General features: G+C 63.6%; 27 protein-coding genes, 1 tRNA gene and 1 pseudogene. 19 read left to right on the plus strand and 10 right to left on the minus strand.

The features are described from left to right. Positions 1-61: 61 nt before the first annotated feature. A complete protein-coding gene (locus tag AC0L3P_RS01380; RefSeq protein WP_473300837.1) occupies positions 62-652 on the plus strand; it encodes a TMEM175 family protein in 591 nt (196 codons plus the stop codon). A gap of 9 nt (positions 653-661) precedes the next feature. Here the strand turns inward: AC0L3P_RS01380 and AC0L3P_RS01385 are convergent, their stop codons facing one another. Then, the gene (locus tag AC0L3P_RS01385) at positions 662-1048 is read right to left on the minus strand and encodes a YciI family protein (protein WP_007611703.1); all 387 of its coding nucleotides are present in this window, start codon (positions 1046-1048) and stop codon (positions 662-664) included. Between the two features lie 197 nt (positions 1049-1245). On the opposite strand from AC0L3P_RS01385, the gene AC0L3P_RS01390 reads away from it, so the two are divergent. Further along, positions 1246-1425, plus strand: coding sequence for a hypothetical protein (locus tag AC0L3P_RS01390; protein WP_473300838.1), 180 nt, complete (start codon positions 1246-1248; stop codon positions 1423-1425). Between the two features lie 29 nt (positions 1426-1454). Further along, positions 1455-1658, plus strand: a complete 204-nt coding sequence (locus AC0L3P_RS01395) for a hypothetical protein (protein ID WP_473300839.1) — start codon at positions 1455-1457, stop codon at positions 1656-1658. Positions 1659-1665: 7 nt separating this feature from the next. Here the strand turns inward: AC0L3P_RS01395 and AC0L3P_RS01400 are convergent, their stop codons facing one another. Next, on the minus strand, positions 1666-2379 hold the full coding sequence (locus tag AC0L3P_RS01400; protein WP_473300840.1) for a substrate-binding periplasmic protein: 714 nt from the start codon (positions 2377-2379) through the stop codon (positions 1666-1668). 381 nt (positions 2380-2760) lie between these two features. On the opposite strand from AC0L3P_RS01400, the gene AC0L3P_RS01405 reads away from it, so the two are divergent. Further along, positions 2761-5172, plus strand: a complete 2412-nt coding sequence (locus AC0L3P_RS01405; protein WP_473300841.1) for an ATP-binding protein — start codon at positions 2761-2763, stop codon at positions 5170-5172. 347 nt (positions 5173-5519) lie between these two features. After that, positions 5520-5593: transfer RNA gene (locus AC0L3P_RS01410), tRNA-Gly, on the plus strand. Positions 5594-6404: 811 nt separating this feature from the next. Here the strand turns inward: AC0L3P_RS01410 and AC0L3P_RS01415 are convergent. From AC0L3P_RS01415 to AC0L3P_RS01430, 4 genes are all read right to left on the minus strand, one after another. Continuing rightward, a complete protein-coding gene (locus AC0L3P_RS01415; protein ID WP_354058679.1) occupies positions 6405-6737 on the minus strand; it encodes a hypothetical protein in 333 nt (110 codons plus the stop codon). Between the two features lie 63 nt (positions 6738-6800). Next, the gene (locus tag AC0L3P_RS01420; RefSeq protein ID WP_007611688.1) at positions 6801-7064 is read right to left on the minus strand and encodes a GlsB/YeaQ/YmgE family stress response membrane protein; all 264 of its coding nucleotides are present in this window, start codon (positions 7062-7064) and stop codon (positions 6801-6803) included. A 26-nt stretch (positions 7065-7090) separates the two neighbouring features. Further along, a complete protein-coding gene (locus AC0L3P_RS01425; protein ID WP_275168181.1) occupies positions 7091-7549 on the minus strand; it encodes a YidB family protein in 459 nt (152 codons plus the stop codon). Between the two features lie 228 nt (positions 7550-7777). Beyond that, the gene (locus AC0L3P_RS01430) at positions 7778-8020 is read right to left on the minus strand and encodes a hypothetical protein (RefSeq protein ID WP_354058680.1); all 243 of its coding nucleotides are present in this window, start codon (positions 8018-8020) and stop codon (positions 7778-7780) included. A 192-nt stretch (positions 8021-8212) separates the two neighbouring features. Between AC0L3P_RS01430 and AC0L3P_RS01435 the strand changes: the two genes are divergently transcribed. The 11 genes and pseudogenes from AC0L3P_RS01435 (at position 8213) to AC0L3P_RS01485 (ending at position 17585) form a co-directional block, all read left to right on the plus strand. Continuing rightward, a complete protein-coding gene (locus AC0L3P_RS01435) occupies positions 8213-8665 on the plus strand; it encodes a DUF2231 domain-containing protein (RefSeq protein WP_354058681.1) in 453 nt (150 codons plus the stop codon). After that, positions 8662-9996, plus strand: coding sequence for a PQQ-dependent sugar dehydrogenase (locus tag AC0L3P_RS01440; RefSeq protein WP_354101093.1), 1335 nt, complete (start codon positions 8662-8664; stop codon positions 9994-9996). Before AC0L3P_RS01435 ends, AC0L3P_RS01440 begins: the two co-directional genes overlap by 4 nt. 18 nt (positions 9997-10014) lie before the next feature. After that, positions 10015-10218: a hypothetical protein gene (locus tag AC0L3P_RS01445; protein ID WP_007611681.1), complete on the plus strand. Its 204-nt coding sequence runs from the start codon at positions 10015-10017 to the stop codon at positions 10216-10218. A 36-nt stretch (positions 10219-10254) separates the two neighbouring features. Beyond that, the gene (locus AC0L3P_RS01450) at positions 10255-10425 is read left to right on the plus strand and encodes a hypothetical protein (protein ID WP_219683770.1); all 171 of its coding nucleotides are present in this window, start codon (positions 10255-10257) and stop codon (positions 10423-10425) included. Between the two features lie 354 nt (positions 10426-10779). Beyond that, complete coding sequence (locus tag AC0L3P_RS01455; RefSeq protein WP_473300842.1) at positions 10780-12168, plus strand: MFS transporter; 1389 nt, start codon at positions 10780-10782, stop codon at positions 12166-12168. A 120-nt stretch (positions 12169-12288) separates the two neighbouring features. After that, entirely contained in the window at positions 12289-13137 is an 849-nt protein-coding gene (locus tag AC0L3P_RS01460) for a 3-oxoadipate:acetyl-CoA acetyltransferase (RefSeq protein WP_473300843.1), read from the plus strand. A 114-nt stretch (positions 13138-13251) separates the two neighbouring features. Next, positions 13252-14493 (plus strand): MFS transporter, encoded by a 1242-nt coding sequence (locus AC0L3P_RS01465; protein WP_473300844.1) that lies wholly within the window; start codon positions 13252-13254, stop codon positions 14491-14493. Between the two features lie 134 nt (positions 14494-14627). After that, positions 14628-15857, plus strand: coding sequence for a CaiB/BaiF CoA transferase family protein (locus tag AC0L3P_RS01470; RefSeq protein ID WP_275168173.1), 1230 nt, complete (start codon positions 14628-14630; stop codon positions 15855-15857). 31 nt (positions 15858-15888) lie between these two features. After that, a complete protein-coding gene (locus AC0L3P_RS01475) occupies positions 15889-16767 on the plus strand; it encodes a beta-keto acid cleavage family enzyme (protein ID WP_473300845.1) in 879 nt (292 codons plus the stop codon). 103 nt (positions 16768-16870) lie between these two features. Beyond that, positions 16871-17086 (plus strand): hypothetical protein, encoded by a 216-nt coding sequence (locus AC0L3P_RS01480; RefSeq protein WP_007602925.1) that lies wholly within the window; start codon positions 16871-16873, stop codon positions 17084-17086. Positions 17087-17183: 97 nt separating this feature from the next. After that, positions 17184-17585 (plus strand): annotated as a pseudogene (locus AC0L3P_RS01485) (RidA family protein). 2 nt (positions 17586-17587) lie between these two features. Here the strand turns inward: AC0L3P_RS01485 and AC0L3P_RS01490 are convergent. Further along, a complete protein-coding gene (locus AC0L3P_RS01490; protein ID WP_473300846.1) occupies positions 17588-18250 on the minus strand; it encodes a TetR/AcrR family transcriptional regulator in 663 nt (220 codons plus the stop codon). 237 nt (positions 18251-18487) lie between these two features. On the opposite strand from AC0L3P_RS01490, the gene AC0L3P_RS01495 reads away from it, so the two are divergent. From AC0L3P_RS01495 to AC0L3P_RS01505, 3 genes are all read left to right on the plus strand, one after another. Next, complete coding sequence (locus AC0L3P_RS01495; protein WP_018460217.1) at positions 18488-19723, plus strand: acyl-CoA dehydrogenase family protein; 1236 nt, start codon at positions 18488-18490, stop codon at positions 19721-19723. A gap of 132 nt (positions 19724-19855) precedes the next feature. Further along, positions 19856-20914 (plus strand): phosphotransferase family protein, encoded by a 1059-nt coding sequence (locus tag AC0L3P_RS01500; protein WP_275168168.1) that lies wholly within the window; start codon positions 19856-19858, stop codon positions 20912-20914. Positions 20915-21004: 90 nt separating this feature from the next. Further along, complete coding sequence (locus AC0L3P_RS01505; protein WP_275168166.1) at positions 21005-21631, plus strand: LysE family translocator; 627 nt, start codon at positions 21005-21007, stop codon at positions 21629-21631. On the opposite strand, the gene AC0L3P_RS01510 is transcribed toward AC0L3P_RS01505, so the two are convergent. The 3 genes from AC0L3P_RS01510 to AC0L3P_RS01520 form a co-directional block, all read right to left on the minus strand. Further along, complete coding sequence (locus AC0L3P_RS01510; RefSeq protein ID WP_473300847.1) at positions 21536-22129, minus strand: immunity 8 family protein; 594 nt, start codon at positions 22127-22129, stop codon at positions 21536-21538. The two genes, AC0L3P_RS01505 and AC0L3P_RS01510, sit on opposite strands and share 96 nt — an antisense overlap. A gap of 123 nt (positions 22130-22252) precedes the next feature. Then, the gene (argE, locus tag AC0L3P_RS01515; RefSeq protein WP_473300848.1) at positions 22253-23425 is read right to left on the minus strand and encodes an acetylornithine deacetylase; all 1173 of its coding nucleotides are present in this window, start codon (positions 23423-23425) and stop codon (positions 22253-22255) included. Positions 23426-23887: 462 nt separating this feature from the next. Next, entirely contained in the window at positions 23888-24673 is a 786-nt protein-coding gene (locus AC0L3P_RS01520) for an SDR family NAD(P)-dependent oxidoreductase (protein ID WP_275168163.1), read from the minus strand. Positions 24674-24704: the final 31 nt, after the last annotated feature.

Below are 24704 nucleotides of genomic sequence, written 5' to 3' on the forward strand. Positions count from 1 at the left end.
GATGTTAAGACCTAGGGACAAGACGGCCCAAGGTTCCATTCCGAAAAGAGCGCGCCCCGGCATGACCGAGCTCAAATCCGACCAGTTCGAGATGCGACGGCTGGAATCGCTCAGCAACACCATCTTTGGCGTCGCCATGACGCTGCTCGCCTACGACCTGCCCAAGGCTGCGGTGTTCACCAGCGCGCCCGACTGGAACGATCTCGCCCGGGTCTATTCCGGCAAGCTCGCGGGTCTCGCGCTCAGCTTCATCATCGCCGGCGTGTTCTGGATCAGCCATCACCGGCGGCTGGCGCGCCAGCCCGTCGGCAGCCGCGGCGCGGTGATCCTCAATCTGTTCTTCCTGCTATCGATCGTGCTGCTGCCGGTGACCAACGGCCTCTACACCAACTACCCCAGGAGCAGTGCGGTCGCCGTGCTCTACGGCCTGCACCTGACTGCGATCGCCGGCCTCAATGCTTGGCTGTGGTGGAGGATCCTGGGCGGCTGGCGCCACGAGATCATGGCCTCGCTGTTTCCGCTGCTGGTGTTCATCCCGGGCACCGTCGTTGCGGCGTTCGCGCCGCAAGTCGCGCCGTTCGTGTGGTTCATCGCCTTCGGCGGGCTGCTGATCCAGCGCTTCTATATCGGGCCGACCGGGACGGACAAGTAGGCCTGCCGTTCATTCGCCGGAAGGCGTCGCGCCGAACCCGTCGGCCGGCACGTAAAGCTTGACCGGGCGGATTTCGTAGACCGCTGACGGATTGACCTGCCGCAGCGTCCGCGCGGCCGCGATCGCCTCCTCGTCCGTGTCGTATTCGACGAGGTGGAAGCCCAGAAGCTGCTCTTTGGTCTCGGCAAACGGGCCGTCCAGCACGACGCCCGCGCCGGGGCCACGCAAGGTGCGGGCCTTTCGGGTCTCATCCAGGCGGGCGGCTGGGCCAAAGTGCCCGCTTGCCCGGAGGGGAGCCTGAACCTCGATGACTTTGGCCACGACCGCGGCGTCCTTCTCGGGGGTCCAGGACAAGATCTCGTCTTCCACGTGATAGGCCAGGATGGCGTAAAGCATCGTCACCTCGTTGATTTTCGCTGCGCGCGTCCGAAGGACGTATCACCACCGTCGCAGCCGACAATGGGGTTTGGGAAAATATTGCGTCGCGGCGTGCGGCGACGAAACATTCCCGAAACCCGATTGCGGCCGAAAGATGTGAACGCCGTCCGAAATCGGCGCGACTGATTGCCACCAAGAACACTTCGGAGGCGGCCATGTCGACCATCAAGATCATCTGCGACGCGCGTCGGGCGGGAAAGTCGGACCCGGCGGATCTGCACGACCAGAGCGGCCACCACCGCTATTATGGCAGCTCGGCCGAGAGCGGCGGCGAGCGCATCGTCGAAAGCCGGCGCGGCAAGCGCCCGCGCGCAATGAACGTTTGCGGCTTCTAAGCCCAACGCTTGCGAAACAGCGTGCGACAATGAACGCCGTGCAGATATCGATCGCCGCGATGCCGTTTCTGTTTTCGCTCGCGAGCAGGTCCGGCAAGGCGATCGCGCCATGCCTGCTTGCGGGCATCTTCACCGTGCTTCTCGGCAGCGAGCCGCCGCGGGCCGCCATGGCCTGGTGCGTCGGGCTGTTGATCGCCGCGGTAGCGGTGCGGGAGCGGCCTCGCACGAGCTGACCGCTTGTCACATCCCGCTCAGCACCTGCTTGATCAGGGATTCCCGCAACCGGGCGAGTTCGCCGCTCGCCTCCATCTGCTCGATCATCCTTCCGACCTTCGGCACGAGATCGCGATGCCCTTCATGCAGATGGTGATAGATGCTGATGCGCTCGAGTGGCGGTGAGAGCGGATGGATCCTGGCCTGGAGATTGAGTTTCCTCACCGCAGCCAACCCGCTGAAGAGGTCGGCGACCATCACGTCGAAGCGGTCGGCATCGAGCATCTTGACCATGTTGTCGAGGCTTGTGGTCGCCGTGACCCGGGTCATGCCGCGCGTACCGGCTTCCGACGAGCCGACGCCGCGTACGATGCCGATGCTGTAGTTCCTGATTGAATTCCAGCCGGCGACGTCGAACTGCAGTTTCGTGGTGAAGACAGCGGGCTCGATGTAATTGATCGCAGGTGTCACCTGGATCAGCGTCGGGTAGTCGCGAGAGAGCGTTCCGATCCGCTGGACCTCTCCGTCGACCTCGCCGGTGCTCGACAGCGCGAGCGCGCGCTTGCCGGGGACATCCTCGAATTCGAGCTTGATGTTGAGCCTGGCATAGACCGCGCGGAGCATCTCGCCGCCGACATATTGATCGGGGATATCGGCGATGCGTGCCAGCCGGATGACCTCTTGCGCCTGCGACGGGCTTGCCGCGAGCAGCAATAGGCAGACCACGACTATCCGCCTCATGACGCATCTCCCTGGCCATGCCTTTTGGGCGTGCCCTGCTACCATCGGATTGCGGTGCCGCGCGATCTACCGGAGATGGCAGCTGTGCCGGCCCGCAACGTTTGCAGCGCGTTCCCGCTGTGCGGGCGGCTCCGGACTTTCACCGATGTCATTCTAGCATGCGAGGTGGTAGTTTGCCCGGGGATCCTGTTGCTGGGCGCAAGATATGACCCCGTCGAGCTCAAGCCGCCCAAGGGCCAACAGGATCATCGGCCGACAGGATCATGGGCCGACAGGATCGCCACACGTATCGCCTACTGAGGCAGGGTCTCGACCGTTCACTTTGCTCGCGGCTGCGACCGCTAGGCTGAGCAGGTGCCGCCATTTTCGGGGACGTGGTGCATGGGCAACGCAGGCGACGACGATAGCAAGCGCGGCCGCGCCATTGCGCCGGTGGCTGCGAAGCAGGATTTGACCGGCATTGGCGCCGCGCTCGCGCCTCCCATGTTCGCGGCGCTCCTATCGCGGATCTTCAACTGGTCGCGCAGCGGCGTCGGGCCCCGGCTGCTTGCTGCCGTGCTGCTGTTCTCATCGGTCGTGACGCTGACCCTGACCGTGCTCCAGCTCTATCTGGATTACAATCGTGAGGTCGGACTTATCGAGACGCGGCTGGACGAGATCGGCCGCAGCACCACGGGCAGCCTCGGAGAGAGCCTGTGGAATCTCGACCAGAACCAGCTCAAGCTCCAGCTCGATGGCATTCTGCGGCTGCCTGACGTTCGCGCGGCGGAGGTCCGCGAGATCGCCGATCGGCCCGATCCTATCCGTGTCGAAGTCGGCGAGCGAAACACCCGTTCGATCATGACCCGGGAATTTCCGCTGACCACCATGGTGCAGGGGACCTCGCGCGCCATCGGCACGCTCCGGGTCGAGGCGACGCTGACCGACGTCTATCAGCATTTGCTGAACAGGGCCCTCGTCATCTTGGCAAGCCAGGCGGCAAAGACGTTCCTCGTCTCGTTGTTCATCATCTACATGTTTCATCTGCTGGTGACGCGGCATCTCGGCGCCATCGCCGAGTACGTCGGCAAATACAGCCTCGGACGGCCGCCGCCGCCTCTGCGCCTGGAGCGCCGGCCACCTTACGAGGCCGACGAGCTGGACAAGGTGGTCGTTGCTTTCAATGCCATGTGCGCCAACCTCGAACATGCCTATGGCGAGCTGCGCGAGGCCAATGGGAATCTCGAGCGTGACCTGAAGATCCGGCAGCACGCCGAGGAGAACGCCCGCGCGAGCGAGCAGCGCTTCCGCGATTATGCCGAGACCGCATCCGACTGGTTCTGGGAGACCGGCCCGGATCACGTGTTCACTTACATTTCAGAGCGGGCCGATGCTTTCGGCATGGACCCGAGGGCGCTGATCGGGAGGCGCCGTTCAGACGCCGCCTTCGACCACGATGCCGAGCCGCAGAAATGGCGCGCTCACCTGGCGACGCTGGATCGCCACGAGCCGTTCCGGAAGTTCGAGTATCGCGGCCGCGATGCGGCTGGGCGCGCGCGCCATTTCAGCGTCAACGGCCAGCCGGTGTTCGGCGCCGACGAAGGCTTCATGGGATATCGTGGTTCGGCCACCGACCTGACCGAGCAGCACGAGACCGAGGAGCGGCTTCGCCAGTCGCAGAAGATGGATGCGATCGGTCAGCTCACCGGTGGCGTCGCGCATGACTTCAACAACGTGCTCACTGTCATCACCGGCACCATCGAGATCGTTCGGGAGGGGCTGGCGGACAAGCCCGACCTCGCCGCGATCGCCCAGCTGATCGACGATGCGGCGGCGCGAGGCGCGGAGATCACCTCGCAGCTCTTGACCTTTGCGCGTCGCCAACCGCTGGAGCCGCGCGAGATCGACGTCAACGGCCTCGTGCTTGAGACGGCGAAGCTGTTGAAGCCGATCCTGGGCGGAAACGTCGAAATCGTGACCCACCTCGCGGACGACGCCTGGCCGGCGATGGCCGATCCGTCGCAGCTGTCGTCGGCGATCATCAATCTCGCCGTCAATGCGCGTGATGCGATGCCTGGCGGCGGCACGCTGACGCTCGAGACCGCAAACCGCGAATTCGATGGCGCGGATGGTGCTGGTGACGGCGACGCCACACGCGGCGCCTTCATCATGGTCGCGGTGACCGACACCGGCCATGGCATCCCCGCCGATATCCGCGACCGCGTGTTCGAGCCGTTCTTTACCACCAAAGGGGTCGGTCGCGGCACCGGGCTCGGCCTCAGCATGGTCTACGGCTTCGGCAAGCAGAGCGGCGGCAGCGTCGCGATCGAGAGTGAGGAAGGCCGCGGCACCGTGATTCGGCTGTTTCTGCCGCGATCTGCGGGCGGAGCGCAGGCGAGGGTCGGGTCGCTGCAGGCGCCCGCGGCGGCACGCGGGCACGAGACGGTTCTCGTCGTCGAGGACGATCCGCTGGTGCAGGGCTATGTCATCGCCCAGCTCGGCAGCCTCGGCTATCGCACCCTCGTAGCCGGCGACGGCGCAACCGCGCTTGCGCTGGTGCAGCAGGGCGCCCAATTCGATCTGCTGTTCACCGACATCATCATGCCCGGTGGCATGAACGGGCAGGAATTGGCCGAGGCCGTGCGGCGCCTTCGCCCGGGGATCAAGGTGCTCTATACGTCCGGCTATACCGACAACGCCCTCGACCACGAGGGCCAGCTCGGTCCCGGCGTTGCGTTGCTGAGGAAGCCGTACCGGAAGGCGGACCTGTCACTGAGGGTCCGCGAGGCGCTCGCCGGCGAGCCGCCCGCCTGAGCAGCAGGCGCGTGACCAACGAAAAGGCGCGGCGGGGAAGCCCCGTCGCGCCCGATTTCTTGCTCGCTGGTCCAGGGCTGAGAGCGCCCCGATGCCAAGCCTTTATTCAAAGCTTAGCGGGCGATCCCAGCGAGGTGACAGCGCTTGGTAAAAGACACTGGATCACCTCCTTTCGTTGGTTACGGAAGACATCAATATAGGCGGCAATTCCGGTGTTGTTAAGGGGAGGCGGGTCCGGAGGAACCAGCGGCTGTTCGCAGGGCAAGGACGGCGCTGGAAGCCGTCGATTGGGCAGTTGATCCTGGGCAGTTGAGACCGCCGCCCGGCCGTGTTAGGGAGCCCCTGTCGCGGGTGTAGCTCAATGGTAGAGCAGCAGCCTTCCAAGCTGAATACGAGGGTTCGATTCCCTTCACCCGCTCCAATGTTTTCATGTCCGGCCCGTTGAAGACGGCTGTGAGCATGGTAAGGCCGAGATGCTCAGCACGACGTTCTTGCAGCTGCACTCGGAGGTGTGGCTCGTGTGTCGAATACCGGGACCGGTAAGTTGAAGACAAAGGCGAGCGCTCCCCGGAAAAAGCGGCGAGCTGCCTAGCTATGCGCCTCTTCGCCGTAGGTCCAGCGCCGAGCGAAGGACACCACGAGCTCAATTGGTTCGGTCGCTGGACCTGGCCTTCTTGGGTGAAGCAACCCCTCGCTCCCGGCGAGGCTTCGCAGCAGCTTCAGGTTCGATCCCGTTCTGGCGGTCGAACTTCCTGATCCATGATTGAATGTAGCCCGGATCGTCCGGACAAAGCTGCTCAAGTAAACGAAGGTTCTGCGCTCTGAATTCCACTAGGGTTTTCGGCAATTGTGCCTCCTCAAAACCCTGCCCATATCTAGGCTGCTGCATCGGGAAAAAGTGGTCAAGCCAAAAGGGCGCTTGAAAAGATCGGTGCGTTGATGCAGCGCGCGACAGCGAAAACCCCGCCTGGGGGAAGCGGGGCTTTCTGGTAGGGGTGAAGCTTAGGGACGCTTCGACAGTATGACGCGCGGATCGCGGAAAAAGTTCAAAGCTAAAAAGCGAACCACGCCAATACTGCAATGATCGGGATGATTGCCACGCCGAGAAGCACCAAGGGTGCAGGTTCATTGCCCGTCCTGTCGCTCAATGCTGATCTCCTCCAAAGTCCGGAGCGTATCGAAAGCAATTGCAACATTCGTTTGCGACCGCCCCTGTTCGGAACGTTCAAACGTCACGTTTTCGGACTTGGCTGCGGCGTAGGTGCGGCTTGAGGAGAAGGTGTCGGATTGCTCTGCTGCGGAGGCGCTGCGGCCTCGCCGCCTGCGTGAGGAACGCAGGTACCGATGTTGCTGAGCAGCCGTTTGGCCTGGAGGTCGCGCACCTTTGAGTATTCGCGTCGTCGCTCGATATTGGCCGCGGCCCATCGGTCCCAGGCCTCGAAAGCGTCCGTGTAGTGCTTTCGCATCTGCTCCTCGGCGGCAAGGCAATCGACGAACTTGTCGAAAACCAGGTCGGTGTTGACCGGGGTCATACCTCCTACCAGGACAACGAGCATCCATTTCATCTTGCCGATCGCCTTTTGCGCCGGGCGAATTCTCCGCTAACGCGAAGATTCCGTTCGCGGTGGTTAGATGGCCCGGCGGCTCCGACCGGCCACAAAACCGTAGACGAGAAGCACGATGATGGCGCCTACCACGGCCCCCACCAGTCCTGCGCCTTCTCCTGGCCGGTACCAGCCGAGAGATTGGCCAAGATAGGTCGCAACGAACGCGCCCACTATTCCCAGGATCGTGGTCAGGATGAAACCCGAGGGCTCGTTGTCGCCAGGCATGATGAACTTCGCGATGACGCCTGCGATGAAACCGATGATGATCGTCCAGATGATGCTCATATCTTTTCTCGAGTCTTGAGGAGTGCCTATCCCACGGATTGCGCCGGAAGTCGTCCGTCCGGGGTGTATTTGTCCACCGCTGCCGGAAGCTCGCGCGACAATCGGTCGAGGATCTCCTGCTGCGACAGGCCGGTCTGCTGCTCCAGCTTTTGAAGAACGTCCGGACCGATAGCCTGCTGGAGTTCGGGCGGGGTGACTTCGCGATTTGGCCCCTGATTGATCCAGGATTGAGCCGCATCGCCCTGTCCGTTCTGCTTGAAGTGCTCGAGCAACTCGCCGATCCCGCCGTTCAGCAGCGAACCGACGCCGCCGCCTCCCACAAGGCCGCCAAGATTGCCGAGCATGCCGCCCAGGGAATCCTTGGCACCCGACGGCTGACCGGAGGTAGCATTGCGAAACATGTCGGCGAGCTTGTCCCGATTTTGATATCCGGCGATTGCGAGCATACCCAAGAGGGCGGTCATCGATGGCATTCCGCGGCTCATTTCCGGCTCCTGAGTTCGATGATGGGCATCGTGCGTAAGCAATGGCGGCCCGCCTTGTGCTGGCCGCCGCATCACTCATCGCCCACAACATACGCGGAGCTGGGAAGTTCCACGTTCCCCAGAACCACGTTTCCAAAGAACGATGGGCTTGTCAGTCACTGCCACTCCCGAACCAATTAATGCATCTCGCTTGACCGACTTGGCGTCTCCGGGAGGCCTCGTCGGAAATCAGCGCGTGAAACTCGCCTGGACGATCAGGGACAATCCAATCGAAAGACCGGCGGCGAGGCCAGACAGCACGATGGCCCACCATCGCCGCTCCAGCTCCGGCTCATCCTCGGTGCGGATCGTCTCGTGGATGAGTGCGGCGTTCGGCCGGCTTTGGGATTCGATCTGCTCGGTCTGGCGCCGCGAGACGCCATCGAGCTTCGAGGCGGATTGAAGGAGGCGCCGTCGCCAGGCTGGTCCCACTCCGTAATCTCCTGATGGGCGGTTCATTTCAAGGCCGAGATCAAGGCTCGTAGCGGCAAGGGGTTCCTCGTGAGTGCTTGGACGCCGCAGCGCTGTTGAGGCACCGCGGCGCCGTGGTCCACCATCAGGAACCTTCGCTGGAAGCGGGTGTTTTCCACCGGGGAGGGGCGGCGATCTGACAAGAGGCCAACCGTGCAAGACAATTTGCGTGTGCGCTCGACCGCGCAAATCGCAGGCCATCCGATTCATCCGATGCTGGTGCCGATCCCGATCGCTTGCTTCATCGGAGCGCTGCTGACCGACATCGCCTATGTCGTCAGTGCCGAGATCATGTGGGCGGATTTTTCCGCCTGGCTTCTGGTGGTCGGCGTCATCTTCGGCGTGCTCGCCGCCATCGCCGGCCTGACCGATTTTCTCGGCAACCGCCTGGTGCGGGCGCAGCCGCCGGCCTGGCCGCATCTGATCGGCAACGCGCTGGCGCTGCTCCTCGCCATCGTCAATGCATTGATCCACACGCGCGATGCCTGGACCTCGGTGTGGCCGACCGGGCTCATTCTGTCAGCCATCACCGTATTGATCCTGCCGGTCACCGGCTGGCTCGGCTGGGCCATGGTGTATCGCCACGGCGTAGGAGTTGCGCGATGAACTCCGCAATCGCTCGGGCGCTGTTGTGCGCCTCGCTGCTGTGTCTCGCCGGCTGCAATGACGGCAGCGGCGATCCGAAGGCGCAAATCGGCGCCAACCCGACGCTGCCCGACATCCAGCAATACCTGCTGCCGCCGATGCACATCGCGCGCATCGTCGGCTGGAAAAAGGACGAGACCCCGGCCGTTGCGCAGGGCCTGCAGGCCAAGGCCTTTGCGACCGGCCTGCAGCATCCGCGATTCCTTTACGTGCTTCCCAATGGCGACGTGCTGGTGGTGGAATCCAAGGCGCCGAAGGGCGCTCCGATCAAGCGGCCCAAGGAAATCGTGATGGGATACATCGAGTCCTGGGCGACATCCGGCGGCGACACCGGCGAGAGCAACCGCATCACGCTGCTGCGCGACAGCAACGGCGACGGCGTGCCAGATACGCAAAGCGTCTTCCTCGACCATCTCAACTCGCCGTTCGGCGTCGCGCTGGTCGGCAACGATCTCTATGTCGCCAACACCGATGCGATCGTCAGATATCCGTACACGGAGGGTGACACGAAGATCACCGCTCCGGGTACGGTGCTGACGCCGCTGCCGGGCGGACCGATCGACCATCACTGGACCAAGAGCCTGGTCGCGAGCCCCGACGGTTCAAAGCTCTATGCCGGCGTCGGCTCCAACAGCAACATCACCGAGAACGGTATGGAGGCCGAGCACAATCGCGCCGCCATCCTCGAGATCGACCGTGCCAGCGGCCGCTGGCGCATCTTCGCGAGCGGCCTGCGCAATCCCAACGGCCTCAGCTTCGAGCCGCAGACCGGGGCGCTGTGGACGGTGGTGAACGAGCGCGACGAACTCGGTCCCGATCTCGTGCCGGACTACATGACATCGGTGAAGGACGGCGGCTTCTATGGCTGGCCCTACAGCTATTACGGTCAGCATGTCGATCCCCGCGTCCAGCCGCAACGGCCCGACCTCGTCGCCAAAGCGATCGTGCCTGACTACGCGCTGAGCTCGCATGTCGCGCCGCTTGGAATGGCTTTCAACACTAGCGCGAGTCTGCCGGCCGCCTATCGCGGCGGCGCCTTCATCGGCGAGCACGGCAGTTGGAACAGGCAGGTCTTGAACGGCTACAAGGTGGTGTTCGTGCCGTTCACGGATGGCAAGCCGAGCGGCCCGCCGCAGGATGTCGTCACCGGCTTCCTCAACAACGACAATCACGCGCGCGGGCGGCCCGTTGGTGTCGCCATCGACAAGGTCGGGGCGCTGCTGGTCGCCGATGACAGCGGCAACACGGTCTGGCGCGTGACGGCGGCGCACCCGCAGCTCACGCAGCGCTAGATCTCGAGGAGTTATACCATGGGCCTTGCTCAATACACGATCGTGCCGGTGCAGGACGAATGGGGCGTGCTGCACGACGGCGACGTCAAGAACAGATACTCCACCAAGGAAGCGGCCTTCGAATCGGCGGTTGCCGCAGCGTCGTTGGCGCTTCGCGAGGGACACGAAGTCCATGTCAGCGTGCCCGGCCGCGAAGCCGGCGAGAACGCGCTGGGAATTTGACGAGACACTTTGAGCAGAACACTTCAGGAGCCTGCGATGACCAAGCCCCGTGAGCCGAACGGCATTGAGCCCTCCCGCTCCGAAGACGACATTCAGCGTGATCAGCTCGGGCCGCGCGGGGTGCCGGATGCGCCGGATCCGGCCAAGATGACGCCCCAACGCGATAAGAAAACGCCGAAGCACGTCGATCCCGGCCATACAGCCTGACGGCTGCCCCGCGGCTGGCGCGGCCGGGCCATTCGGAACCGTCATTCCCGGTCGTCGCATCCGGGGGTAAGACAATAGGGCTTCCCGCCATCGTCGCAGGCGATCTCGCGGCCTATCTCGGCCTGCCGGCGGTGTTCGCCGGGACGTCTCGCGCGCAAATAACATCATGTTAGGTTTGTCGCATAACTGGGTAATTGTGTTAGCCCGGCGAAAGCCTATCGTCGCCACCAAGCAGACACCCATCGGCAATGACAAGCGCTCGCGAAACTCCGCAGAGCGGCCGGAGAGTGCTGCCCAATTTTGAGCGAAGCCCGTCAACGGGACGTCAGCAAAACCCAAAGGAGGAATCTTGAGATGACTGCGATCCGACACATGAGTCAGTCCAGGAAGGCCGCTGCCAGCGGCTGGATCGGGTCAGCTCTCGAATATTATGACTTCTTCACCTACGCGACCGCCGCGTCGCTGATCTTCCCGCAAATCTTCTTCCCGTCGGAGAATCCCACCGTCGCGATCGTTGCGTCGTTGGCGACTTATGGCGTCGGCTATGTGGCTCGTCCCATCGGCGCCTTCGTGCTGGGACATTGGGGCGACACCCATGGCCGCAAGACCGTTCTCATCGTCTGCATGTTCCTGATGGGCATCTCGACCATGGCGGTCGGTATCCTGCCGACTTATCATCAGGTCGGTATCCTGGCGCCGATGCTGCTCGTCATGCTGCGCCTCGTGCAGGGATTTGCCGTGGCCGGTGAAATCTCCGGCGCGAGCTCGATGATTCTGGAGCACGCGCCGTTCGGCCGGCGCGGCTTCTATGCAAGTTTTGCACTCCAGGGCGTGCAGGCCGGACAAATTCTCGCGGCCGCGGTGTTCCTGCCGCTGGCGGCCTACATGCCGACCGAGGCCTTTAACAGCTGGGGCTGGCGGATTCCCTTCCTGCTCAGCTTCTTCGTCATCGTCGCGGGCTACATCATTCGTCGCGAAGTCGACGAGACCCCTGCCTTTGCCCGCGAGGGCGAACGCGGAGAAACGCCGCGGGCGCCGATCGTCCAGGCCATCAAACTGAGCTGGCGCGACATGCTCAGGGTCATCTGCATGGCTCTGATGAATGTCATCCCGGTGGTTGCGACCATCTTCGGTGCGGCCTATGCGGTGCAGCCAGCCTACGGCATCGGTTTTGCCAAGGACGTCTATCTCTGGATCCCCGTGCTCGGAAACATGCTGGCCGTGTTCGTCATTCCCTTCGTCGGCAATCTCTCCGACAAGGTCGGCCGCAAGCCTCCGATCGTCGTCGGAGCGCTGCTCTCGGGCGTACTGGCTTTCGGTTATCTCTATGCCATCAGCATCAGGAACGTGCCGCTGGCGATCCTGCTGTCGCTCTTGATGTGGGGCGTGGTCTATCAGGGCTACAACGCGATCTTCCCGAGTTTCTACCCCGAACTGTTTCCGACCCGCACCCGCGTGTCGGCGATGGCGATCTCGCAGAACATCGGCACGACCATCACCGCATTGCTTCCGGCCTTGTTTGCGACCGTGGCGCCTCCCGGCTCGGCCAACATTCCCCTGACGGTGGGGGCGATCGCCTTCGGCATCACCGTCATCGCCGCGCTGGCGGCGGTCACGGCGCGAGAGACCTATCGGGTCAGCATCGACGACCTCGGCAATCCGAAGGCCGTTCCGATGCCGCGGGCCGATTATGAGCGGCAGCGTGCGGAGGTGGCGAGCGGTGCGGCCGCAATTCCGACCTGACGGGTACGCAACGAAGCCATGCCGCTGCGATCGAGGACGGTTGCAGCGGCAGGGTGTGAGGCGTTACCTAACTGCCTGTTCGAATTCCGCGCGCGAGCGCGATCATCATGAGGTTGCAGAATGAACCCCGTCGTCGTCGCTGTCGCCATGACCGGCTCCGTTCCACGCAAGAAGGACAATCCGGCGGTGCCGATCTCGCCGTCCGAGCAGATCGACTCGACGCACCAGGCCTTCGAAGCCGGTGCCACGCTCGCCCATATCCATGTTCGCAACGATGACGAGACGCCGTCCTCCGATCCCGAGCGTTTCGCCCTGGTGCAGGCGGGGATCAAGAAGCATTGTCCTGACATGATCGTTCAGTTCTCGACCGGCGGGCGGGGCCGCGATCCCTCGGCGCGCGGATCGTCACTCTACCTGAAGCCGGACATGGCCTCGCTGTCCACGGGATCGGTGAACTTTCCGACCATCGTCTACGAGAACGGCGCCGCGCTGGTCGAGATGCTCGCCACCGGCATGAAGACGAATGGCATCCGGCCGGAAATCGAAATCTTCGATCTGTCGCATCTGCATGGCGCCCGCCGTCTGATCGAGGCGGGGCTGATCGACCAGCGTCCGCACGTTCAGTTCGTCATGGGCGTCAAGAACGCCATGCCCGCGGACGAGCATGTGCTCGACATCCTGCTGGGCGAGCTCAGGCGGCTGATCCCGAAGGCGACGTGGACGGCAGCCGGGATCGGACGCCACCAGGCCGAGGTCATGGGCTGGGCGCTGGCGCGGGGCGCCGATGCGGTCCGCACCGGGCTCGAGGACAATATCAGGATCGACAAGGCACGCCTCGCCGCCAGCAACGCCGAGCTCGTGACCATCGCCGGTGAGGCTGTCGCGCGCCACGGCCGGCGCGTGGCGACTGCCGCCGAGGCGCGATCCCTGCTCGGGCTCGCGGGAGAGGGAGCTCCTGCCGCCTCCTGACATGCTCCAGGCCGCCTGCTGCCATTCGACGGCCGGCGTTTCCGTGCGCTGAGTCTCCGGGTAAGACTGGCGTCACGGGCGTGATCGGCGCTTGGCGGGCAGGCGACGGTTGGAATGCGGTTTCTGAAATCTGACAGCAGGCTCATCGGGGTCCTGCTGGTACTTGCCGTCTCCCAGCTTGTCGGGTGGGGTACGATAGGTCTTCCCGCCATTGTCGGACGCGATCTTGCGGCCGATCTCGGCATGAGCCTGCCGGCGGTGTTCGCCGGGACGTCCGTTCTCTATGTCTCGATGGGCCTGTGTGCGCCCTGGCTCGCCAAGTCGTTTGCGCGGCACGGCGCGCGAAAGGTCATGATATCAGGCACGGTCCTCACCGTGCCGGGCTTCATCCTGCTGTCCCTCGCGCGCGAGCCGATGCTGTATTTCGCCGCCTGGATCGTCCTCGGCACTGCCGGCAGCGCCACGCTTTCGACCGGCGCCTATATCATGCTGAACGAGGTCGCCGGGCGGCAGGCCAAGAACGCCATCGGCGCGCTGATGCTGGTGACAGGCCTGTCGAGCAGCATCTTCTGGCCGACGACGTCGTTCCTCAGCGGTCAGCTCGGCTGGCGCGGGACGTGCCTCGTCTATGCGGCCATGATGCTCGTCATCAACCTTCCGCTCTATGCATTCTTTGCACCGCGCCGGAAAATCGTCGGTGATCGTGGCGGTGAGCCGGTGAAGCCTTCGCCGCCGCCTGCGATTCCCAGGAGCACGTTCGGCCTCGTCGTCGCCGCGATCACGCTCAATGCCTTCGTCAATTTCGGCATCGGCGCCATCATGATCGAGTTGCTCCGGGCAGAGGGGCTTCCCCCGGCGCAGGCGCTTGCGTTCGGCTCGATGCTGGGCGTGATCCAGGTCAGCGCCCGCGGGCTCGATTTTCTCGGCGGAGGGCGGTGGGATGGAATCACGACCGGGCTCGTCGCCGGCACGGCGCTCCCGGTCGCCATGCTGCTGCTGATGACCAGCGAGGGCGCGACCTGGGCGGTTGCGACCTTCATCCTGCTCTATGGCGCCGGCAGCGGTGCGATGGCGGTGGCGCGGGCGACGATCCCGCTCGTGTTCTACGATCAGACAGAGTTCGCCAAGGCGATGTCGATGATCGCGCTGCCGCTCAATCTCGCATCCGCGGTCTCGCCGCCGCTCCTTGTCGGCCTGCTCACCCAGTTCGGCAGCCGCGGCGCGCTCGGTCTCACCTTCGTCTGCTCCTGCGCCACGGTGCTGATCCTGGTCCTGCTCGGCCGCCGGCGGCCGCAGGTGGCTGCAGCGGCCGCGACCTGTGAATATTCGCGCTGCGGAAATTCACCGCGCAGGTGACCTGCGCCGGGCGGGCGGGGGGATAGCCGTATGCCGCCAGTGCAGTGCTCGGAACGCCAAAATAGTGTATCCGCAGGGAGCGCGTCCCGCGATCTCGCCGCCGCGCCAATATCCAGTTCCCGGAGGAATTCGACATGTCGGCCCTGCCGCTCTCAGGCATCAAGATCCTTGACCTCACCCGCGTACTTGCCGGGCCCTTGTCGGCCCAGATGCTGGGCGATTTGGGCGCGGAGGTGATCAAGATCGAGCGGCCGGGCACCGGTGACGACGCGCGCGCCTTCGGCCCGCCCTATCTGACCGATCCTGATGGCAAGGCCAACAACAACAACTCGTTTTACCTCTGCGCCAACCGCAACAAGAAGTCGGTCACGGTCAACATCGCCAAGCCTGAAGGGCAGGCGATCATCCGCGAGCTCGCCAAGGACGTCGACGTCTTCATGGAGAACTACAAGGTCGGCGATCTCAAGCGCTACGGCCTCGACTACGAGACCATCAAGGCGATCAATCCCGGCATTATCTATTGCTCGGTGACGGGCTTCGGCCAGACCGGCCCCTATGCGCCGCGCGCCGGCTATGACGCCATCCTGCAGGCGATGGGCGGCCTGATGAGCGTCACCGGCCATATCGACGGCGAGCCCGGTGAAGGCCCGATGAAGGTCGGCCCGTCGATCGTCGACTACATGACCGGCATGAACACCTCGATCGGGATTCTGTCGGCGCTCTACCATCGCGATGCCAATGATGGCGTGGGTCAGCATATCGACGTCTGCCTGTTCGACACCGTGATCGCGTCGCTGTCGCATTGGCTGCAGATCTACCTCGTCAACGGCAAGACGCCGCCGCGCCGCGGCACCTGGGGAAATGGCGGCATGCCGGCTGGCGTGTTCCGCTGCACCGACGGCGAGCTGATGCTGGTGGTCGGCAATGACGGCCAGTTCCAGCGCACCTGCGCCGTGCTCGGCGCGCCCGAGCTCGCGAGCGACAAGCGCTTCGTCAAGAACAACGACCGCGTCGTGCACGGCAAGGAGATCATGGCGATCTTCGCCGGCCTGTTCCTGAAGCAGCCGGTGGCCTACTGGCTGGACAAGCTGGAGGAGGCCGGCGTGCCCTCCGGCCCGATCAACAATTTCGAGCAGGTGTTTTCGGATCCGCACGTCCAGTCGCGCGGCATGCGGGTGAAGGTCGACCATCCCTTCCAGCCCGATCTCTCGCTGATCCGCAACGCGCTGACGCTCTCGGAAACCCCGATCAAGGATTACCGCGCCCCGCCGCTGCTGGGTGAGCACACTCAGGAGGTGCTCGCCGGTAAGCTCGGCTACGATGCCGGCAAGATCGAGGCGCTGAAGCAGCAGGGCATCATCTAGCCGGCTCGCATTCGAGCAAGGGACAGCACGCATGACGCCCACCAAGACCATCATCACCTGCGCGATCACCGGCAACCTGACCAAGCCCGAGCAGTCGCCGCATCTGCCGATCACGCCGGAGCAGATCGCAACATCGGCGCTGGAAGCGGCCGAAGCCGGCGCCGCCATCGCCCATATCCATGTCCGCGATCCCGCGACAGGGCGGCCCTCGATGTCGATTGATCTCTACCGCGACGTGGTGGACCGCATCCGCGCCCGCAACAAGAGTCTCGTCATCAACCTCACGACCGGCCCCGGCGGTCGCTTCGTGCCTTCGATCGAGGACCCCCGCGTCGCCGCTGCAGGCACAACGCTGCTGCCCCCCGAAAAGCGCGTCGAGCACATCGAGCTGCTCAAGCCCGACATCTGCACGCTCGACCTCAACACCATGAATTCGGGCGGCGAGGTCGTGATCAACACCCCGCGCAACGTCCGCATCATGGCCGAGCGGATGAAGGCGGTTGGCGTGCTGCCGGAGATCGAGCTGTTCGATTCTGGCGACTGTCATCTCGCCCGTGACCTCCTTGCCGATGGCACGCTGAAGGGACCGGGCCTGTTCTCGCTCGTGCTCGGCGTCAAATACGGCTTCTCGGCCACGCCGGAGACGATGTTCTATGCCCGCAGCCTGTTGCCGCCGGGCGCGATCTGGTCCGGCTTCGGTATCGGCCGCGCTGAATTCCCGATGGTGGCGCAGGCCTATTTGCTTGGCGGCCACGTCCGCGTCGGCATGGAGGACAATCTCTATATGTCCAAGGGCGTGCTGGCGAAGACCAATGCCGAGCTGGTTACGCATGCCGCCGGCATCCTCAAGAGCCTGGGGGCGAGCGTCGCGACCGCCAACGAGGCCCGCGCGATGCTCGGGCTTGCCTGAGGCTTGCGGGCAATCCCCAGATAATCCCGGTCCGTACTCACAAAGGCTTCCGCTCCGCGCGCGACTCAGATTCGATCCATCCACTCAGTCCGGGAGGGAACGCATGTCCTACACGATCGGGTTTCAGGCCAAGAACCAGAAGGCAATTCTGGCGACCGAGGCGGCAACGGCCAACCAGGCCGTCGCGATCGTTGCCGCATTGCGGCAAAGCGCCGACGAAATAAAGTTCATCCGCTCGCCGCAGGAAGGCGACATGGGCATCGAGATGCTGCTGCTGCTCGCCAAGGAAGAGGCGGAGGAGATGCCGCAGCACGCCTAGCCGGCTCGGCGGGCACACTTCGATCGGAAGCGAAGCATGACGGCTGCACAAATGATGTAGCAAGCCGCCATCTCGCTTGCACCGAAGGTGGCCGCCCGTGAAAGAAAAGAAACGCGAAGCGCTCCGCGTCGAACCGATCTCGACATTCCTCGACCGCCGGAACGCTCCGGTCTCGCCGGTCACGCGCGCGGGCAACATGATCTTCGTCGCCGGTCTGCCGCCGTTCGACCCCGAGACGGGCGAGATCGCGGAAGTGCCGATCGAACGGCAGAGCGAATTGATCATGGAACAGATGAAGCTGTGCCTTCAGACCGCGGGCGCGAGCCTCGACAACGTCATGAAGTGAAACGTCTACTGCACCTCGACCAAACACTTCGCTGCGTTCAACGCCGTCTATGCGCGCTATTTCCCGCACGATCCGCCGGCGCGGATCTTCGTCTGCACGCCGGAATGGTTCGGCCCCTTCGACATCGAGATCGACTGCATCGCGATGATGTGAGGTTAGCGTGCCGCCACCCTTGACGGCGCCTTCGTCTCCATCCGTCCCGCCGTCAGCGCCATCGTCGCTACGCTGACGACGCGCGCGACCACGTCATCGACGTCGTCGAGATCGCATTTGCCTTCCGACAATTTCGTCAGCCGTTCGCTCTCGCGGATGGTGTGGTGCGCCATGGCAAGCGCGAAGTTGAGGCCCCAGTAGATATCGACGTCGCTGCGGTCGGGCAGGGCGCGGCGCATCGCGCCGGCGAATTTCCGCAAATGGTCGATCTCGCGGTTCTTGATGCGGCGGATCGGCGGCACGGATTCGATCGAGGCGCGGATCATGAAGCGCGCCGCGCTCGAGCGCTGGTTCTCGGGGCCAAGGCAGCCGCGCAGCGTCGGGCCGACCAGGGCATGCAGGATCACCTCGATCGGCGCGCGGCCGCCGCCTTGTTCTTCCGCCGCCTTCAATTCGCGCAAACGCTCGCGGTTGGTGGCGATCGAGCGTGTCACGAACAGCTCCGCGATCAACTCGTCCTTCGAACCGAAATGATAGTTCACCGCCGCGAGGTTGACATTGGCCTCCGCGACGATGTCGCGCAGCGTTACGTCGCCGAACCCGCGATCGGCATAGAGCCGTTCGGCGGCGGCGAGAATGGCAGTCCGGGTATGATCGCTGGCCATGGGAGCCCCTCGGGGAGGGAGTTGCAATTCAAACAGTTGTATGAAACTATCGTTTGAAGGCCGGGAAAGTCAATCCGCAATCGGGACTCGTTCGCAACGTCGCGAACCGGTTCCCCAGCGTCCGCAAGTCGCGCATTCGCACTTGCGGGTCGCACAATGCGGGTGGACAGTCCGGCGCAAAACAAGTTCGCCAAAACAAGTTCGCCATAACAAGTTGGCAAAGACGAGGAGCGTCCCATGGATTTCGATCTGTCGCCGAAGCAGAAGGAATGGCTCGACCGCGTGCAATCCTTCATGGCCAAGCACGTGCGCCCGGCGGTGCCGGTCTATGATGAGCAGGATCGCAGCGGCGAACGCTGGAAGGTGATCCCGGTGCTCGAGGACCTCAAGAAGAAGGCGAAGGCCGAAGGCCTCTGGAACATGTTCATGCCGCCGAACGAGCATGAGGATGACGAATTCCGCGGCGCGGGACTGACCAATCTCGAATACGCGCTGCTCTCGGAGCAGATGGGCCACATCTCCTGGGCTTCGGAAGTTTTCAATTGTTCCGCGCCCGACACCGGCAACATGGAAGTGTTCATGCGCTACGGCTCCAAGGAGCAGAAGCGCAAATGGCTGCGTCCGCTGATGGACGGCGAAATCCGCTCCGCCTTCCTGATGACGGAGCCGGCGGTGGCCTCGTCTGACGCCACCAACATCGAGACCAGCATCGTAAAGGACGGCGACCACTACGTCATCAACGGCCGTAAATGGTGGTCGTCCGGCGTGGGCGATCCCCGCTGCAAGATCGCGATCCTGATGGGCAAGACCGATTTCAAGGCGGCCAAGCATCAGCAGCAGTCGCAGATCCTGGTTCCGCTCGACACTCCCGGCATCAAGGTCGAGAAGATGCTGCCCGTGTTCGGCTTCGACGACGCGCCGCATGGCCACGCCCAGGTGCTGCTCGAGAACGTACGGGTGCCGAAGGAGAACATCCTGCTCGGCGAAGGCCGCGGTTTCGAGATCGCGCAGGGCCGCCTCGGTCCCGGCCGTATCCATCACTGCATGCGCACCATCGGCAAGGCCGAGGAGGCGCTGGAGAAAATGGTGAAGCGGCTCACCTCGCGCACGGCCTTCGGCAAGCGGATCGTCGAGCATTCGGTGTGGGAGCAGCGCATCGGCGAGGCCCGCACCAATATCGAGATGACGCGGCTGTTGTGCCTCAAGGCCGCCGACATGATGGACAAGGTCGGCAACAAGACCGCGCAGGCCGAGATCGCCATGATCAAGGTCGCAGCTCCCAACATGGCGCTGAAGATCATCGACGAGGCGATCCAGGCCTTCGGCGGTGCTGGCGTCTCGGACGAAGCCGGCCTTGCCAAGGACTACGCTCACATCCGCACGCTCCGTCTCGCCGACGGCCCGGACGAGGTGCACAATCGCGCCATTGCCAGGCTCGAGGTTCGGAAGTATGCAAACTCTTCCAGTCATTAAGCGGGAGAGCATGCTGGCGCTCCCGATTTGAAGAAACGACAGAACATGATCCGTGATCGGATGACCGCTTGACGCAAGTGCGCTGGGGGTTACCGATTAGGATCATGTTCGGACTGAAGAGGGAGCGTCATCGTGGCTGACGGCGTCAGGAAAGACGAAGAATTCTCGGGTACCAAGCCCGTCGAGGAGCGTCATCGTATCGACGAGATGCGGCTCGAAGCCTGGATGCGCGACAACGTCGAAGGCTATGAGGGACCGCTGGTCGTCCTCCAGTTTAGGGGTGGCCAGTCCAACCCGACCTACCGGCTCGACACGCCGAACCGCTCCTATGTGATGCGTAGAAAGCCGTTCGGCAAATTGTTGCCGTCGGCGCATGCGGTCGATCGCGAATATCGCGTGATCGCGGCACTGGGAAAACAGGGTTTTCCGGTCGCGAAGGCCTATGCGCTGTGCCAGGACGACAGCATCATCGGTTCGGCCTTCTACATCATGTCGATGGAAGACGGCCGGGTGTTCTGGGATCCGACGCTGCCAAGCCAAACGCCGGAAGATCGTCGAAAGATATTCACCAGCAAGATCGAGACGTTGGCCAAGCTTCACATGTTCGATCCCGTCGCGATCGGTCTTGGCGACTTCGGCAAGCCCGGCAATTATTTCGCGCGCCAGATCGACCGCTGGACCAAGCAGTACCGCGCGTCCGAGACCCAGACCATTCCGGAGTTTGAGAAGGTCGCTGAATGGCTGCCGAAGACCGTGCCGGAGCAGGCGCGCATCTCGATCGTCCATGGCGACTATCGCCTCGACAACATGATTTTCCATGCGACGGAACCACGCGTGCAGGCCGTGCTCGATTGGGAATTGTCGACACTCGGCGATCCCATGGCCGACTTCACCTATCTGTTGATGCAGTGGGTCATGCCCGGCCTGGACGGCGCCGACCTCAAGGCGCTCAACATTCCGAGCGTGGAAGAGGCCGCGCAGATCTATTGCAACGTCACCAAGATGACGGTCCCTGATCTCAACTGGTACTTCGCCTACAACCTGTTCCGCCTCGCCGGCATCACGCAAGGCATCGCCGGCCGCGTCCGCGACGGCACCGCGGCAAACGCCAAGGCGCTGGAGTCAGCCAAGCGCACCGTGCCGCTGTCGAAGGCATCGTGGGAATACGCGCAGAAGGCGGGGGCGGTTTAAGGAATCCGAAGGCGCGGCCGGCGGCCGCGCCTTTGCTTGCGTTCCTCTCGTGTCCGGGACACGAGACAGAATGACGAGAGAGATGTCCGCATGATCGACCACACCACGCTCATCACCTACATCCTTATCGTCCTCGGGTTCGTCTTCATTCCCGGACCGGCGACACTCCTCACCATGGCGCGCGCCGCAAGCTCGGGAACCAGGGTCGGCATCGCGACGGGGGCGGGAATTGCGGCCGGTGACGTGGTCCACACCACAATGGCAATCGTCGGCCTCTCTGCGGTCATCGCAACGTCGGCGCTCCTGTTCAGCGTTGTCAAATACGCAGGCGCAGGCTTCCTGATCTATCTCGGCATTCGCGCCATGCTCGACAAGACGCCGCTCGAGGTGAATGGCGGCGCGCCCGCGATCAGCGCAGCGCGGGCATTCCGGCAGGCCGTGCTGACTGAGGTGCTCAATCCGAAGACCGCGCTGTTCTTCCTTGCGTTCCTGCCGCAGTTCGTCCGTCCCGAGCATGGTTCGACGACGCTGCAGCTCGCGCTGTTCGGCGCTGTCTTCGTGTGGCTCGGCCTCGTCAGCACGGTGGTGTTCGCCGTCGGCGCCGGTCGCCTTGGCAATTTGCTACGCCGCCATCCAGCCGTCGTGAAATGGCAGGGCAAGGTGGTCGGGACCATCTACTGCGCGATCGGCGTGCGGCTGGCATTGCAGGAGCGCTGAGGGGTATCCGCCGCTCTCGTGTCCCGGACAGAGCCGGGACCCAGTTACGTCGCCAAGGTATTCAGTTCTCGGGAATGTAGTCTTCAAATTCCCACTTCTCGAGGCGGGCCACTTTTCTGCCGCTTCCTTCCAGGACTTTCCCGAGCATTCAGCGCAATAAGCTTCGACAAACTCTCGCAGCCGAGCATAGTTAAACTGCTTTACGAAGACGTGATGCCGTCCGATCGTGATGTCGTGCTTCATATTGGAACTGTACCCGTCGGGTGTGCAGAGCATGAAGTCGAAAGACTCTTGTCCTGGCGCATCAGCGGGGCCGACCATAGCCGTCACCAAAATCCCAAATGGCCCGCTCGGCGCAAACGCCTCGAGCGGATCCGCATCAGTGCTGTCTAGAAACCTCAGTTTTGCCGTAACCATGGGCGCTCCATTGTAGGTGGTTCGTAGCCCGGATGAGCGTAGCGATATCCGGGACAGCGGTCCCGCCGTCGGTACGCTCATGCGGGCTACGGGTGTCTCCACACGCTCGTCATTGCGAGCGAAGCGAAGCAATCCAGAATCTTCGCACGGTGGCAGTCTGGATTGCTTCGTCGCAAGAGCTCCTCGCAATGACGCGGAAACACCTCACCCCTTCACGCAATGCGCGATCAGCTTCTCCACAAACCCTGCGCATTTCTCCAGCTCCGCCATTTCCACGAACTCGTCCGGCGTGTGCGCCTGCGCGATCGAGCCGGGGCCGATCACGACGGACGGGATATCGGCCATGCTGGCGAACAGGCTTGCCTCCGTGCCGAACGCGACCTTGGCGTGATCGTTGCGCCCCGCAAGGCTCTTGGCCAGCGTGACGATAGGCGCATCGGCCGCCGTGTCGAGGGCAGGGTAGTCGAGGATCTCCTCGAAATCGATGCCGCACTCCGGATGCTGCTTCTTCATCGCGGACTCGATCTCCGCCTTGGCCCAGGCGACGATCGCATCCGTGACCTCGCGCGACTCGGTGATGCCGATGCCGCGGCATTCGAAATCCACCGTACAAGTATCCGGCACGATGTTCAGCGCCGCGCCGCCATGGACGATGCTCGTGAGCAGCGTCGAATGCGGGACGTCATAGAGGCTGTTCGGCGCTTTCGTGCTTTCGAGCTGCAACGCGCGGCGGCGGATTTCGACGATCAGTTCGGCCGCATATTCGATCGCATTCACCCCGTCGGGCGCGATCGAGGAGTGGCGGGCGAGCCCCTTGAACGTGGCGCGCACGCCGTGCTTGCCCTTGTGCCCGATGATGACCTTCATCTCGGTCGGCTCGCCGATGAAGGCGCCGAGCGGCTTCACGCGTTTCTTCGCTACCTCGCGCAGCATCGGCCGCACGCCGACGCAGCCGATCTCCTCGTCATAAGAGATCGCGAGGTGAATCGGCGTCGCGAACTTCGCTTCCAGCATCTCCGGCACCATGGCGAGGCACACGGCGACAAAACCCTTCATGTCGGTGGTGCCGCGGCCGTAGAGCTTGCCGTCGCGCTCGATCAGCTTGAATGGATCGTGGCTCCAGTCCTGGCCGACCACGGGCACCACGTCGGTATGTCCCGACAGCACCAGACCGGGGCGGTCCTCGGGTCCAATGGTGACCCATAGCGAGGCTTTCTGTCCGGTCTCGTCAACGATGCGCTCGCCCTTGACGCCGAGCGCGGCGAGATAGCCTTCGATATGCGCGATCAGGGGCAGGTTGGAGCGATCGCTGATCGTGTCGAAGCCGACGAGGTCGGCGAGCAGCTTGCGAATGCGGTCGGGTCTTGAGCTTGGCATTTTCACGTTCTTGTCAGGGGGATGGAAGCTGAAGTGCCTGCACGAACCATACCAATGCGGTGGCTGGAGGCGCAAATCCAGATCACAGGTCCGTAGCCCGGATGGAGCGAAAGCGTAATCCGGGACCTCTTGTCCGCGTGAATGGATTCCCGGATTTCGCTGCGCTCCATCCGGGCTACAAGACTTTGCGTTGCCTGTCGGGCAAAACACCCCAATTGTGGTCAACGCGGGGCGCAACCCTGCGCCCTCTTTCGTTGAGCGTAAGGCGACGAAGCAAAGCTCGGGCGCAATGAGCCGCGAGAGGGCGAAGGTGTGTCTGCGATCTGGAGTGCGAATGGAAGCGCGACCCTGCCACCCACAGGCTCCGTCATTGCGAGCGCAGCGAAGCAATCCAGGCTGCCGCTGCGGAAAGACTCTGGATTGCTTCGCTACGCTCGCAATGACGGTGCTGAAGCAGTTGTGCTAAACCGGCTTCCCCGTATACGGCATCGACGCGGTGAGGCCGCCGTCCACCGGGAACGCCTGGCCGTTGACATACGACGCCTCGTCGCTGGCCAAGAACAATCCCATCGCGGCGAGCTCGTGCGGCTGGCCGGGGCGCTTGAGCGGGTTGAGCTGACCGATCTTGTCGGCGGTGCCGCGCTCCTTGGCGCGGTCGAAGATCGGCTTGGTCATGCCGGTCTCGATCAGGCCCGGGCACACTGCGTTAATGCGCACGCCGGTGCTGGTGAGCGAATAGGCGGTGGTCTGCACCAGGGAGATGACGCCGGCCTTGCTCGCGGCATAGGGATGTCCGCTGGCGCCGGCCTTGAGGCCCGCGACGGACGCGGTCAGCACGATCGCGCCGGACTGCTGCTTCACCATGTGCGGCATCGCATGCTTCACTGCGAGGAACGGCCCGATCAGATTGATGCGCAAGACCTCCTGCCATTGCTCGACGGTCTGCTCGCCGAGCGGAACGAGTCCGCCGGAGACGCCGGCATTGGCCCAGATCACGTCGAGCCGCCCGTGCGTCTTCACCGCCTTGTCGATCACGGCGATGACGTCCTGCTCGGAGCCCGCGTCCGCCATCATGGCTTCCGCGACACCGCCGGCCTTCTTCACCTCGTCGACCGTCTCCTTCACCGCCTCGGTGCGATCGACCGCGATCAGCTTGGCGCCTTCCCTGGTGAATAGCAGCGCGGCGGCGCGGCCGATGCCGCTGCCGGCACCGGTGATGATGACGGATTTGCCTTGCAGACGGCCCATGCGATTTCTCCCTTTGGTTCGCACGCGACGC

The sequence above is a fragment of the Bradyrhizobium sp. WSM4874 genome (genome assembly GCF_055811835.1).

Bases quoted from the DNA above. Each gene is read 5' to 3' on its own strand.
- AC0L3P_RS01465 (WP_473300844.1), top strand. From the start codon at position 13,252: ATGCGGTTTCTGAAATCTGACAGCAGGCTCATCGGGGTCCTGCTGGTA.
- AC0L3P_RS01480 (WP_007602925.1), top strand. From the start codon at position 16,871: ATGTCCTACACGATCGGGTTTCAGGCCAAGAACCAGAAGGCAATTCTG.
- AC0L3P_RS01395 (WP_473300839.1), top strand. From the start codon at position 1,455: ATGAACGCCGTGCAGATATCGATCGCCGCGATGCCGTTTCTGTTTTCG.
- argE (WP_473300848.1), bottom strand. From the start codon at position 23,425: ATGCCAAGCTCAAGACCCGACCGCATTCGCAAGCTGCTCGCCGACCTC.
- AC0L3P_RS01520 (WP_275168163.1), bottom strand. From the start codon at position 24,673: ATGGGCCGTCTGCAAGGCAAATCCGTCATCATCACCGGTGCCGGCAGC.
- AC0L3P_RS01390 (WP_473300838.1), top strand. From the start codon at position 1,246: ATGTCGACCATCAAGATCATCTGCGACGCGCGTCGGGCGGGAAAGTCG.
- AC0L3P_RS01440 (WP_354101093.1), top strand. From the start codon at position 8,662: ATGAACTCCGCAATCGCTCGGGCGCTGTTGTGCGCCTCGCTGCTGTGT.
- AC0L3P_RS01475 (WP_473300845.1), top strand. From the start codon at position 15,889: ATGACGCCCACCAAGACCATCATCACCTGCGCGATCACCGGCAACCTG.
- AC0L3P_RS01460 (WP_473300843.1), top strand. From the start codon at position 12,289: ATGAACCCCGTCGTCGTCGCTGTCGCCATGACCGGCTCCGTTCCACGC.
- AC0L3P_RS01380 (WP_473300837.1), top strand. From the start codon at position 62: ATGACCGAGCTCAAATCCGACCAGTTCGAGATGCGACGGCTGGAATCG.
- AC0L3P_RS01420 (WP_007611688.1), bottom strand. From the start codon at position 7,064: ATGAGCATCATCTGGACGATCATCATCGGTTTCATCGCAGGCGTCATC.
- AC0L3P_RS01415 (WP_354058679.1), bottom strand. From the start codon at position 6,737: ATGAAATGGATGCTCGTTGTCCTGGTAGGAGGTATGACCCCGGTCAAC.
- AC0L3P_RS01445 (WP_007611681.1), top strand. From the start codon at position 10,015: ATGGGCCTTGCTCAATACACGATCGTGCCGGTGCAGGACGAATGGGGC.
- AC0L3P_RS01495 (WP_018460217.1), top strand. From the start codon at position 18,488: ATGGATTTCGATCTGTCGCCGAAGCAGAAGGAATGGCTCGACCGCGTG.
- AC0L3P_RS01450 (WP_219683770.1), top strand. From the start codon at position 10,255: ATGACCAAGCCCCGTGAGCCGAACGGCATTGAGCCCTCCCGCTCCGAA.
- AC0L3P_RS01470 (WP_275168173.1), top strand. From the start codon at position 14,628: ATGTCGGCCCTGCCGCTCTCAGGCATCAAGATCCTTGACCTCACCCGC.
- AC0L3P_RS01505 (WP_275168166.1), top strand. From the start codon at position 21,005: ATGATCGACCACACCACGCTCATCACCTACATCCTTATCGTCCTCGGG.
- AC0L3P_RS01425 (WP_275168181.1), bottom strand. From the start codon at position 7,549: ATGAGCCGCGGAATGCCATCGATGACCGCCCTCTTGGGTATGCTCGCA.
- AC0L3P_RS01405 (WP_473300841.1), top strand. From the start codon at position 2,761: ATGGGCAACGCAGGCGACGACGATAGCAAGCGCGGCCGCGCCATTGCG.
- AC0L3P_RS01490 (WP_473300846.1), bottom strand. From the start codon at position 18,250: ATGGCCAGCGATCATACCCGGACTGCCATTCTCGCCGCCGCCGAACGG.
- AC0L3P_RS01510 (WP_473300847.1), bottom strand. From the start codon at position 22,129: ATGAGCGTACCGACGGCGGGACCGCTGTCCCGGATATCGCTACGCTCA.
- AC0L3P_RS01385 (WP_007611703.1), bottom strand. From the start codon at position 1,048: ATGCTTTACGCCATCCTGGCCTATCACGTGGAAGACGAGATCTTGTCC.
- AC0L3P_RS01400 (WP_473300840.1), bottom strand. From the start codon at position 2,379: ATGAGGCGGATAGTCGTGGTCTGCCTATTGCTGCTCGCGGCAAGCCCG.
- AC0L3P_RS01455 (WP_473300842.1), top strand. From the start codon at position 10,780: ATGACTGCGATCCGACACATGAGTCAGTCCAGGAAGGCCGCTGCCAGC.